Here is an 11754-nt window from a genome sequence, read left to right as displayed (position 1 = left end):
TCCAAAGACGGAAGTGCTGCCGTTGCAACCACCCGCATTCGTTGGCGGGACTGGACAAGGAGAATTTCGATGTCCCAAGCTATTTCCCTGACATTTCCCGATGGTTCCGTGCGCAGCTACGATGCTGGCGCAACCGGCCGGGATGTCGCCGAATCCATTTCCAAGTCGCTTGCCAAGAAGGCGGTCGCCATTGCCATCGACGGCACCGTGCGCGACCTTTCCGATCCCGTGACGACGGGCCGGATCGAGATCATCGCCCGCAACGACGACCGCGCCCTGGAGCTCATCCGCCACGATGCGGCGCATGTCATGGCCGAAGCGGTGCAGGAGCTTTGGCCCGGCACCCAGGTGACGATCGGCCCGGTCATCGAAAACGGTTTCTATTACGACTTTGCCAAGAACGAGCCCTTCACCCTCGACGATCTGCCGAAGATCGAAAAGAAGATGAAGGAGATCATCGCCCGCAACGCCGCCTTCACCAAGCAGGTCTGGTCGCGCGAGAAGGCCAAACAGGTCTTCGCCGACAAGGGTGAGCAGTACAAGGTCGAACTCGTCGACGCGATCCCGGCAGGGCAGGATCTGAAGATCTATTACCAGGGCGACTGGTTCGACCTATGCCGCGGCCCGCACATGGCCTCGACCGGCCAGATCGGCAGCGCCTTCAAGCTCTTGAAGGTCGCCGGCGCCTACTGGCGCGGCGACAGCAACAACCCGATGCTGAGCCGCATCTACGGGACGGCCTTCGCCGAACAGTCGGAACTCGACAATTATCTGCATATGCTAGCCGAAGCCGAGAAACGCGATCACCGCCGCCTCGGTCGCGAGATGGATCTCTTCCATTTCCAGGAAGAAGGCCCTGGCGTGGTCTTCTGGCATGGCAAGGGCTGGCGCGTCTTCCAGACGCTGGTCGCCTATATGCGCCGCCGGCTGGCCGGTGACTATCAGGAAGTCAACGCGCCGCAGGTGCTCGACAAGTCGCTGTGGGAGACATCCGGCCACTGGGGCTGGTACCGCGACAATATGTTCAAGGTGACGGTTGCCGGCGACGACACTGACGACGACCGGGTTTTTGCACTGAAGCCGATGAACTGCCCCGGCCATATCCAGATCTTCAAGCACGGGCTGAAATCCTACCGCGAGCTGCCGATCCGGCTTGCCGAATTCGGCAATGTCCATCGCTACGAACCGTCGGGCGCGCTGCACGGGCTGATGCGCGTGCGTGGCTTCACGCAGGACGATGCGCACATCTTCTGCACCGATGAGCAGATGGCTGCCGAATGCCTGAAGATCAACGATCTGATCCTCTCGGTCTACAAGGATTTCGGTTTCGACGAGGTCACCATCAAGCTCTCGACCCGGCCGGACAAGCGTGTCGGTTCCGACGATCTCTGGGACCGTGCCGAAAGCGTGATGATGAATGTGTTGGAGACGATCCAGCAGCAGTCGAACAACATCAAGACCGGCATTCTGCCGGGCGAGGGCGCCTTCTACGGCCCGAAGTTCGAATATACGCTGAAGGATGCGATCGGCCGCGAATGGCAATGCGGCACGACGCAGGTCGACTTCAACCTGCCGGAACGCTTCGGCGCCTTCTACATCGACAGCAACTCCGAAAAGACGCAGCCGGTGATGATCCACCGCGCCATCTGCGGCTCGATGGAGCGCTTCCTCGGCATCCTGATCGAGAACTTCGCCGGCCACATGCCGCTCTGGGTATCGCCGCTGCAGGTGGTGGTCGCAACGATCACTTCGGAAGCCGACGCCTACGGGCTTGAAGTGGCCGAGGCGCTGCGCGAAGCCGGTCTTAACGTCGAGACCGATTTCCGCAACGAGAAGATCAACTACAAGGTCCGCGAACACTCGGTCACCAAGGTGCCCGTCATCATCGTCTGCGGCAGGAAGGAAGCCGAGGAGCGCACGGTCAACATCCGCCGCCTCGGCAGCCAGGATCAGGTTTCGATGGGGCTCGATGCCGCCGTCGACAGCCTCGCGTTGGAAGCGACGCCGCCCGATATCCGTCGCAAGGCGGAAGCAAAAAAAGCCAAGGCCGCCTAAATTGGCCGGGATTCGACAGCGCCGGGCTTCGGCGCTGTCGGAAAGCTGATCAAGGGCCGCGATGTTGCCGCCCCGATCATGCAGCCAATAACCAAGCTGCAATGCGCTTCAAAGAATTCTCCTTGCAATGATGGAACGCGCGTCTGAAACGCTTTTGATCGGCACGGCCGGGCGCGATCACGAGCCTCTCGTATCAGTGGCGCTGCCGAAGCGCGCCTGTCCCAAACATTTCGGCTGAGCCGAAACCACTTGCGGCACAATCAATCGAGACTGGAATCGTCGCCACCTTGCGGCGCGAGCTGTTCGTAGGAAGGGAGTGGCGCCACCGGAGCCGGCTGGACGCCTGGCGGTGTCGGCGTGCCCACAGGCACTTGCTGCACCGTGCGGGCCGCGTCGTTCACCGGCGGCTGCGGCTGCTGGTCCTTCATCAGAACCTCGACATCGGTGTTCCTGCCGGCGACGACGGTAAAATCGCGCTGGTAGATCTTGTCCTTGTTTCGGGCGACGGCGGAATATCCGCCTTCGGCGAGAACCATGGTCGGGAAGGCGCTGACGCTTTCGCCGACGCTGTCGCCGGCCGCCGTCAGGATCGACCATGCGGTATCGGCGATCGCCTCGCCGCCGGCATCGGAGACCAGCTTGAAAGTAACCTGCGCGGCGCGATGCTGGATCGTCGCTTCGGTCAGCTTGCCGGCCTCGACCTGGATGTCGGCTCGGATGACGGCATTGACGCTGCCATATTCGGAAACGATGTGATAGGTGCCGGCATTCAGGCGGACGACGGTATTCGGCGAGACATCGGCCATGACGAGGCCGCGCTCACCGTCTTCGCGCACTTCCGAGGAATAGATCGAAAAGCTCAACTGGTCGGGGCGGATGCGGGCATCGGTGCCGGAGACGGCATTGAGCAGCAGGCCGCCGGCATCGAGCACCATCACCTGCTTGTCGACCTCGCCGTCGGTGGGCACGGTCAGTTTCTTGGTGACGCCGGCGCGGCCGAAGGAGACATTGACGAAATAATCGCCGGGAGCGAGCTGGAAGGCAGCGGGTCCGCCCTTGGCGCTGGCGATCAGCGGCAACTTGCCGTCGGCTCCGGCGATCGGGCTGAAGACGTACCAGGAGAGACCCTCCTCGACCGGCGTGCCGTCCGCCGTCAGCTTGGCTTCCATCGCGACATCGCGCAGCTTGACCCCTTCGGGCGCCGTGCCGGGCGCGATGAAGGCATCGAGCTTCGGCATCTTCGGCGTCGATTCAAGTTGCTTGAACTCCTTGAAGGCATCCTGAGCGCCGGCGCCTGGAGGCGTCAGTATCATCAGGACGATGGCAAGGCCGATGCGTGCAAGAGGCGAAATGCCAAACATCTGTTTCGTGAACCGATTGACTTCTGAAATCGCAAAGGCCACTTCAAGACCAACGCGATGGCAAATTCAAGACCCGCCCTTTGCAGCAGCATAAAAATGAGAGTTTCTCCCGCATGAAATCCGATATCAAGCTGATCGACTATCTCGCCGTGCGTCGCTCCATCCCTGCTTTCCAGATGTGCGAACCAGGCCCCGAGAAGGCCGAGATCGAGGAAATCCTGCGCCTTGCCTCGCGTGTTCCCGATCACGGCAAGATCGCGCCATGGCGCTTCATCGTCTATCGCGGAGAGCAGCGCGTGCGTCTCGGTGAGGAGCTTCTAAAGCTGGCACTCGCGGTGAAGCCCGAGCTTTCCGAAGAGATGATCCTGGTCGAGCGCGCCCGTTTCACCCGCGCGCCCGTGGTCGTTGCCGTCGTCAGCAAGGCGGGGCCGCACATCAAGATCCCGGAATGGGAGCAGTTGATGTCTGCCGGCGCGCTTTGCCTCAACCTCATCCTGGCCGCCAATGCCAGCGGTTATGTCGCCAACTGGCTGACCGAGTGGTTTGCCTATGACGAACGTGCCTATCCTCTGCTCGGCGTCGGCCCGGATGAAAAGGTGGCGGGTTTCATTCATATCGGCTCGACGACATTTCCGGCGATCGAACGGCCGCGGCCGGAGCTTACCGATACGGTGACCTGGGTCGGCGGAGAGGACTGATGTTTTACACCACCGACATCAACCGGCATGGGCTGGCGCACGATCCGTTCAAGGCGATCGTGTCGCCGCGGCCGATCGGCTGGATCGGCAGCAAGGGCAGGGACGGCTCGATCAATCTCGCCCCCTATTCCTTCTTCAATGCCGTTTCCGACCGGCCGAAACTGGTGATGTTTTCCTCCAGCGGGCGCAAGGACAGCCAGCGCAATGCGGCCGAGACCGGTGTCTTCACCTGCAATTTCGTCAGCCGAAATCTCGCTGAGAAGATGAACCTTTCCTCGGCGGCGCTGCCCTACGGCAACAGCGAATTCGATTTCGCCGGCCTGACTCCGAAGCCGGCCGAACTGATCGACGCGCCCTATGTCGGCGAAGCTTTCGCGGTGCTCGAATGCAGGGTCACCGAGATCATCGAGCCTAAGACGCTGTCGGGCGCACCGTCCGAAAACGTCGTCATCTTCGGTGAGGTGGTCGGCATCCGCATCGACGAGGCGATCGTCAGGGATGGCCGCCTCGACATGTCGATCGCTCGGCCTCTCGCGCGTCTGGGCTATATGGACTACAGCGAAGCCAGCGAGGTCTTCGAAATGTTCCGACCGAAGCCACAGCAGGGATGAGCCGAACCCGCAAGGCGCACAAAGACTTAAGAAATATGGTGAACCAATCTTAAACCTTTTGTCGCTACGGTCGCAGCATTGAATGAAACGCGCGGGAATCGCGTTCAAGTACTGGGGCGTCGTGTGATCGTAGAAGCTTTCCTTCGTTGGATCGAAACGGCCAAGACCGGTGACCGGGCCCGGGCCGCAAACGCGCTCGGGCGAGCCTATCTTCAGTCCGAGATGACGGTGGAGGAGCGGGCGGCAGCCGAGATGGCGATGACCTTTCTGCTCGACGATCCGTCGCCGCGTGTGCGGTTGGCACTTGCCGAGGCGATCGCCTGGTCGCCCGATGCGCCGCGCAGCCTGATCCTTTCGCTTGCCGAGGACCAGCCGGAGGTTGCCTGCCATGCGGTGACCTGTTCACCGCTGTTGAGCGACGCCGATCTCGTCGATCTTGCCGCGCGCGGCAACGGCGCCACCCGCATGCTGATCGCGGTGAGGGCGCTTGTGACGCGCCCGGTTTGCGCAGCGCTTGCGGAGGTCGGCGACGAGGAAGAACTGCTTTGCCTGCTTGAGAACGATGGCGCGGCGATCTCCAGCCAATCCCTGAAACGCATCGCCGAACGGCTTGGCGACTGCTGCGACATCCGCAACCTGCTTCTCGACCGCAGCGATCTTCCCGCCGATGCCCGACAGCTGCTCACCCAGCACGTCAGCAATGCGCTGGTCGGGTTGCCTCTTGCACAGGCGGCCATCGGCCTGCAGCGGCTCCAGCGCATCAGCCGCGAGGCGACCGAGGCTGCCATCGTTTCGATCGCCGGCGACATCGCGCCGCGCGAGATACCCGATCTCGTCCAGCATCTGCGGCTCAACGGCCGGCTGACGCCGTCCTTCCTGATGCATGCGCTCTGCGCCGGCAAGGTGGATTTCTTTGCGGGCGCGATCGTCGAATTGACGGGCTGCGGCGAGCGCCGGGTGAGGTCGATCCTGGCAACAGGGCGCATGCATGCGGTGCGCGCGCTCTACGAATCCGCTGGTCTGCCCAGGGACATCAGCGTCATCTTCGTCGAGGCGACGCTTCTATGGCGTGAAGCAGCGAGAAAGGCGCCGGGCAGCGTGCTCGGCAATGTCTGCGGCCGTCTTCTCGAAAAATTCCGCCATCACGACGCGCACGGCGCGATCGGTGAGCTACTCGACATGGTGGAAAAGCTTGGCGTCACCGAACAGCGGCAATCGGCCCGCGTCTATGCGGCGCTGGCGGCCGCGTAGAACAGGACGCCATCAAGAACCGCTCACATTGTTCGGCATCCTGCTCTGGATAAGACTAATCCTGGCTGGAATATGTCATTCAATTGCATTACATTGAAGCATATCCAAGGAGACCCGGCATGGCATCAAACGCGCTCGTACAAACTCGCATAGATGCTGCCGTCAAAGATCGCGCTACGGCTGTTCTGGAAGATATGGGCCTGACAGTCTCGGATGTCGTTCGCATTTTATTGACCCGCACCGCGAATGAAGGGGCTCTGCCGCTCGAGCTTATCAGCAACAGCGACGCTTATGACGCATGGTTTCGGGGAAGGGTCCTTGAAGCTCTCAATGACACGCGAGCGGATGTCGATGATGCTGAGGTCGAGGCAGGCTTTGAGAAGAGACGCGCGGCAGCAATGCGGAAGAGCCAGGTAGCTGGATCGTGAGGCTTGTCTGGGCCAGGTACGCCTTATCCGACCGAGACAATATATTCACCTACATTGAGATCGAGAATCCAAGGGCGGCAGTTCATGTCGACCAGAAAATCGTTTTCGCCGTTCCCGCCTCGTCGAATTCCCGGAAAGCGGAAGACCGGGACGGATCGCAGGCACTCGGGAGTTGGTAATCCCAAGCACGCCCTATATCGCCGCATACGTCGTGCAGGAAGACCGAATCCGGATCCTTCGTATCCTCCACGGCGCCCAGGTTTGGCCCGACGACATTTCGACTGAATGAGTTTGCGACCACGCTCTGCTCAATCGGCCAGCCGCGTCACCACCCAGGAATAGCTGGCGGAGACGAAATGCACCGGTTTGGAAAGCGTGTCCTTGACGCTCCTGCCGGTGGGCAGATGGTCGCGGACCTGTCCGGCAATGTCGTCGGCAAAGCCAAGCAGTCCCTGCGGGCGCTGTTCGGCCGCTTCGGGGACAGCCGTCGGCACGGGCGCCGGCTTCGGCGGTTCGGCGGCAGCGACGGCTTTCGGCGCTTCGCAGACTGCGATCACCGAGGGATAGCTGACATTGGCATAGGTTTTCAGCCGACGCTCGGCTTCGGCATCGCAGGCGGCAACCGTCTCCCAGCGTTTGTCGACCGTCGCGACATAGCTGCACTGGCTGATGGAATCGTCGCAACCGAGAATGGTCATCGCGATCAGCACCGCTTGCATATTTTGCCTCCTTGGCTATTGAGCATGTCATCGTCTTTAAGGGCGCAATTCCAACCGAATGAAGGCAAGAGCATTAACTCTTGATCATCTCGGGAAAAGTTGTGCCCTGCAGCAGAAAGAGGCAGCATGTCCGTCACCATCGCCCTGGAGCCGCCGCGTCAGGACGGCGTCATCCGCCTTCTCGATCTGTCCGATGCCTATGCGCAGTCGCTCTATCCCGCCGAGAGCAACCATCTGGTCGACCTCTCCCTGCTGGAGAAGCCTTCGGTAAGCTTCCTGGTCGCGCGCAACGGTGATGCGATCGTCGGCTGTTGCGCGCTGGTCGCGGCCGGCGACGGCACGGCGGAGATCAAGCGCATGTTCGTCGATCCCGAGGCGAGGGGACTGAGGATTGCCAGCGGCCTGATGAACGCGCTCGAAGCGATCGCCAGGGAAAAGCGGCTGTCGGCTATCCGGCTGGAAACCGGGATCTACCAGCCCGAGGCGATCGCGCTCTACCGCAAATACGGATATGGGGACATCGAGCCTTTCGGCAGCTATCTGCCGGACCCGCTCAGCCTGTTCATGGAAAAGCGGCTGGGATGACGGGCTGCCAAGGCCGGTTCAGCCTTCGGCAACAAAACTTTTTCAGCCTTGGGCAACAAGGCCTTTTCAGCCTTCGGCAACGCGGGGGATCGCTTTCGGCGATCCGGGGATTGCCGGCGGGGCTTGCTCGTCGATCAGGACCTGCGGTCCCGTCTCGCTCTTGTCGGCGTTGCGGGCCTCGTGGATCCATTCGCGCCAGATGGCGACGATCAGCGCCATCAACACAGGGCCGATGAAGAGGCCGAGGAAACCCATCGTCTTGACGCCGCCGACAAGGCCGAAGAAGGTCGGCAGGAAGGGCAGCTTGATCGGGCCGCCGACGAGCTTCGGCCGCAGCGTCTTGTCGACGATGAAGAGTTCGACCGCCCCCCAGACGAAGAGACCGATGCCGGCCACGTGCGAGCCGCTTGCCAGCAGATAGATCGACACCAGCGTGAAGGAGAGAGGTGCACCACCTGGGATCAGCGCCATCACGCCTGTGATCACGCCGAGGGTCACCGGCGACGGCACACCGGCAATCCAATAGGCAAGGCCGAGCACGATGCCTTCGCCGATCGCAATCAGGGTCATACCCATGACGGTCGAGCTGATCGTCGCCGGCACGACACGGGAAATGCGCTCCCAGCGGTTCGGCAGGATGCGTTCGCCGAGCATGTCGATCTGCTTGGAGAATGAAAAACCATCGCGATAGACGAAGAACAGCGCGATCAGCATGAAGAGCAGCGTCAGCAGGAGGTGGAAGGCGCCGCCGCCGGCGGCAAGCACCGCCCGGTAGATGTTGCCGATATTGGCGCCGCTGACCGCCTGGATGACCTCGCCCAGGGCGCCCGGGCTGCCGATATATCTGGTCCAGACTTCATCGAGATAGGTCCCCGCCAAGGGCAGCGCGACAATCCAGGCCGGCGTCGGGGCGCCGGCGCGATTGGCGTGGATTGCCCAGGCAACCCAAGTGCGCACTTCACCCGTCGTATAGGTGACGGCAAGGCCGATCGGGATGACCAGGAAAGTGATGATCATGATGATGGCGATGGTCGCGGCGATCGTCGTATTGCCGCCGACGCGGGCAAGAAGCTTGCGGTAGAGCGGCCAGCTGGCGAAGCCGATGACCAGGGATGCCAGCACCGGCACGAGGAAGCCGTAGAAAAAGTAGACGCCGGCCGCGACGATCAGAACAAGCAGCCAGCGGGCCGCCGAGATGGAGGGGATCAGCGGCGTGCGTGTCGGCGCCGACGACCCGAGCCATCGCGGTTCATGATTGCTTTTCTGACGGTCGAACACACCCACACGCGCCTCTTCTTTTTCTTGTCCTCTGGTTATGGGCCATCGACCCGGCGGTTTCAAGGTCCGCACCCCGAAAGCGTATACAAAGCGTCGCTATTCGGCCGTCAGACCGAGCGTCTTACTGCTGCGGACGCCTGACAACCTTGAAGGCGTAGAATTGCGTCTTCTGGCCGGTCGAGAAATTGTTGTCGGAACCGAGAATGAGCACGTCGGTGCCGTCTTTGGCCTTGCCCAGTGACATGGCCTCGATATTGTCGGGGACGAGCCCGATTGCCCGCAGATCAAGGACTTGGCTCTTGTGGGCGGGGACGACGCGCTGATCGGTTTTGGCGAGCGAAGCGATGGCTGACACATCCGTGGCATCGGCCAGATCCATCATCATGATCTTTACGGTTCTTCGTCAGTTCCGTGAAATCGCGGATGCTAAAATGCGCCGTGCCGAACCACGTCTATCCCGCTCGCATATGTTTTAAATATCGAGGTTTTCGGCGAAGGCGGCGCGATCCTGGATGAAGCGGAAGCGGGCTTCCGGCTTGGTGCCCATCAGATCGTCGACGGCGCTGCGGGTGCCCTCGAAATCCACCTCGTCGATCAGCACCTTGAGCAGGGTGCGCTTGGACGGATCCATCGTGGTTTCCTTGAGCTGGGCGGGCATCATCTCGCCGAGGCCTTTGAAGCGGCTGATCTCGACCTTGGCCTTGCCCTTGAATTCCGTCTGCATCAGCTCGGCGCGATGATTGTCGTCGCGGGCATAGGCGGATTTCGAGCCTTGGGTGATCTTGTAGAGCGGCGGCACTGCGAGGAAGAGATGGCCGCCGCGCACCAGCTCAGGCATCTCCTGGTAGAAGAAGGTGATGAGCAGCGAGGCGATGTGGGCGCCGTCGACGTCGGCATCGGTCATGACGATGATACGCTCGTAACGCAGGTCTTCGTCGCGGTATTTCGAGCGGGTGCCGCAGCCGAGCGCCTGAATGAGATCGGCGAGCTGCTGGTTGGCGCCGAGTTTTTCACGGCCGGCGCTGGCAACGTTGAGGATCTTGCCGCGCAGCGGCAGAATTGCCTGATTGGCGCGGTTGCGCGCCTGCTTGGCCGAACCACCTGCCGAGTCACCCTCGACGATGAAGAGTTCGGCGCCCTCGGCGGTATTCTGCGAGCAGTCGGCGAGCTTGCCGGGCAGGCGCAGCTTGCGTACCGCCGTCTTGCGGTTGACTTCCTTTTCCTTGCGGCGGCGCAGGCGCTCCTCGGCGCGCTCGATCACCCATTCGAGCAGCTTGGCCGAACCGTTCGGATTGTCCGCCAGGTAATGGTCGAAAGGATCGCGCAACGCGTTCTCGACGATGCGCTGGGCCTCGACGGTTGCGAGCTTGTCCTTGGTCTGGCCGACGAATTCCGGCTCCCGGATGAAGATCGACAGCATGCCGACAGCCGAGATCATCACGTCATCGGTGGTGATCTGCGCGGCGCGCTTGTTCTGCGTCAGCTCGGCATAGGCCTTCAGGCCCTTGGTCAGCGCGATGCGCAGGCCCGCCTCGTGCGTGCCGCCTTCGGGTGTCGGGATGGTGTTGCAATAGGAATGAACCTGCGGATCGCCGCCGTACCAGGTGATCGCCCATTCCATCGAGCCATGGCCGCTGGTCTTCTCGGTCTTGCCGGCGAAGATCTCCCGGGTGACGGTGAACTCCTTGCCCATCGTCGCCTGGAGATAGTCCTTCAGGCCGCCGGGGAAGTGGAAGACGGCCTTGTCAGGCACCTCGGACCCTTCGGGCAAAACGCCGGCCTCGCAGCTCCAGCGGATCTCGACGCCGCCGAACAGATAGGCCTTCGAGCGCGCCATGCGAAAGACGCGAGCGGCATCGAACTTCATGTGATCCCCAAAGATCTGGGGGTCGGGATGGAAACGCACGCGGGTGCCGCGGCGATTGTGGACGTCGCCCAACTCTTCGAGGCCACCCTGCGGCAGGCCGCGGGAGAAGCGCTGGCGGTAGAGCTTACGGTTGCGCGCCACCTCGACTTCGAGGTCGTCAGAGAGCGCGTTGACGACCGAGACGCCGACGCCGTGCAGGCCGCCTGAGGTCTCGTAGGCCTTGCCATCGAATTTGCCGCCGGCATGCAGCTTGGTCATGATGACTTCGAGTGTCGACTTGCCGGGCACCTGCGGATGGTTCTCGACCGGGATGCCGCGGCCGTTATCGGAGACCGTCAGATATCCTTCGAGATCAAGATAGACCTCGATGAAATTGGCATGTCCGGCGACCGCCTCGTCCATGGCGTTGTCGATGACTTCGGCAAAGAGGTGATGCAGTGCCTTTTCATCGGTGCCGCCGATATACATGCCCGGTCGCATGCGCACCGGCTCGAGGCCTTCGAGGACGCGGATCGACGAGGCGCCGTATTCGTCCGAGTTCGACGCAGCGGGTGCCGGGCGGGCTGATGCTCCGGCAGCAGGCGGGGCTGCGGCAGCAGGTGGAGCAGCGGTGGGCGCAGCCGTGACCGGCGGCCGCTCGGCTGGAGCGGCAGGCTTCTGCGCCTCCTCGCGTTTTTCAGAGAGGGGCATTCCGGAAAAGAGGTCGTTGCTATCGTCCATGGATCCGTTCAGATCTTCATCCTGTCTTGGGCGAGCATCGCCGCCGACCCAAAATCACCGCATTTCATGCCACGTTTGCGAATCAGGCAGATTTTGCCAGAAAGCACCTCTATACGCGACACCGCCTGACTTGGCGGGCTTTTCCCAAATGATTTGCGTTGCCGGGCGCAGAATGGCAAGC

Annotated in this window: 10 protein-coding genes and 2 pseudogenes; 7 read left to right on the top strand and 5 right to left on the bottom strand. The window is 61.9% G+C overall.

The window, feature by feature from the left end:
- The first annotated feature begins 69 nt into the window (after window positions 1–69).
- Window positions 70–2055, top strand: coding sequence for a threonine--tRNA ligase (gene thrS, locus RCCGE510_RS08770; protein WP_007629148.1), 1986 nt, complete (start codon window positions 70–72; stop codon window positions 2053–2055).
- 260 nt (window positions 2056–2315) lie between these two features.
- Here the strand turns inward: thrS and RCCGE510_RS08765 are convergent, their stop codons facing one another.
- The gene (locus RCCGE510_RS08765; protein WP_007629147.1) at window positions 2316–3416 is read right to left on the bottom strand and encodes a hypothetical protein; all 1101 of its coding nucleotides are present in this window, start codon (window positions 3414–3416) and stop codon (window positions 2316–2318) included.
- A 113-nt stretch (window positions 3417–3529) separates the two neighbouring features.
- Between RCCGE510_RS08765 and RCCGE510_RS08760 the strand changes: the two genes are divergently transcribed.
- The 5 genes and pseudogenes from RCCGE510_RS08760 to RCCGE510_RS08740 all read left to right on the top strand — a co-directional run bounded on the left by RCCGE510_RS08760 (window position 3530) and on the right by RCCGE510_RS08740 (window position 6693).
- Window positions 3530–4114, top strand: a complete 585-nt coding sequence (locus tag RCCGE510_RS08760) for a nitroreductase (RefSeq protein WP_007629145.1) — start codon at window positions 3530–3532, stop codon at window positions 4112–4114.
- Window positions 4114–4725, top strand: coding sequence for a flavin reductase family protein (locus RCCGE510_RS08755; protein ID WP_007629142.1), 612 nt, complete (start codon window positions 4114–4116; stop codon window positions 4723–4725). The genes RCCGE510_RS08760 and RCCGE510_RS08755 overlap by 1 nt, the downstream gene beginning before the upstream one ends.
- 123 nt (window positions 4726–4848) lie before the next feature.
- On the top strand, window positions 4849–5976 hold the full coding sequence (locus tag RCCGE510_RS08750; protein WP_007629141.1) for a DUF2336 domain-containing protein: 1128 nt from the start codon (window positions 4849–4851) through the stop codon (window positions 5974–5976).
- A gap of 119 nt (window positions 5977–6095) precedes the next feature.
- Window positions 6096–6404, top strand: a complete 309-nt coding sequence (locus tag RCCGE510_RS08745; RefSeq protein ID WP_007629139.1) for a type II toxin-antitoxin system RelB/DinJ family antitoxin — start codon at window positions 6096–6098, stop codon at window positions 6402–6404.
- Window positions 6401–6693 (top strand): annotated as a pseudogene (locus RCCGE510_RS08740) (type II toxin-antitoxin system RelE/ParE family toxin). Before RCCGE510_RS08745 ends, RCCGE510_RS08740 begins: the two are co-directional and overlap by 4 nt.
- A gap of 19 nt (window positions 6694–6712) precedes the next feature.
- Here RCCGE510_RS08740 and RCCGE510_RS08735 read toward each other — a convergent pair.
- Window positions 6713–7123, bottom strand: coding sequence for a hypothetical protein (locus RCCGE510_RS08735; protein WP_007629135.1), 411 nt, complete (start codon window positions 7121–7123; stop codon window positions 6713–6715).
- Window positions 7124–7249: 126 nt separating this feature from the next.
- On the opposite strand from RCCGE510_RS08735, the gene RCCGE510_RS08730 reads away from it, so the two are divergent.
- Window positions 7250–7708, top strand: coding sequence for a GNAT family N-acetyltransferase (locus RCCGE510_RS08730; RefSeq protein ID WP_007629133.1), 459 nt, complete (start codon window positions 7250–7252; stop codon window positions 7706–7708).
- Window positions 7709–7774: 66 nt separating this feature from the next.
- Here RCCGE510_RS08730 and RCCGE510_RS08725 read toward each other — a convergent pair whose 3' ends face one another.
- From RCCGE510_RS08725 to parE, 3 genes and pseudogenes are all read right to left on the bottom strand, one after another.
- A complete protein-coding gene (locus tag RCCGE510_RS08725; protein ID WP_007629132.1) occupies window positions 7775–8992 on the bottom strand; it encodes an AI-2E family transporter in 1218 nt (405 codons plus the stop codon).
- A gap of 115 nt (window positions 8993–9107) precedes the next feature.
- Window positions 9108–9380: pseudogene (locus RCCGE510_RS08720) on the bottom strand (esterase-like activity of phytase family protein); the annotation flags it as partial.
- Between the two features lie 78 nt (window positions 9381–9458).
- Window positions 9459–11573, bottom strand: coding sequence for a DNA topoisomerase IV subunit B (gene parE, locus RCCGE510_RS08715; protein WP_007629130.1), 2115 nt, complete (start codon window positions 11571–11573; stop codon window positions 9459–9461).
- Window positions 11574–11754 lie beyond the last annotated feature (181 nt).

This window comes from Rhizobium sp. CCGE 510 (assembly GCF_000292525.1).
Classification (GTDB): Bacteria; Pseudomonadota; Alphaproteobacteria; order Rhizobiales; family Rhizobiaceae; genus Rhizobium.
The sequence above is the reverse complement of the archived record's forward strand: the minus strand, read 5'-3'. Positions and strand labels throughout refer to the sequence as shown.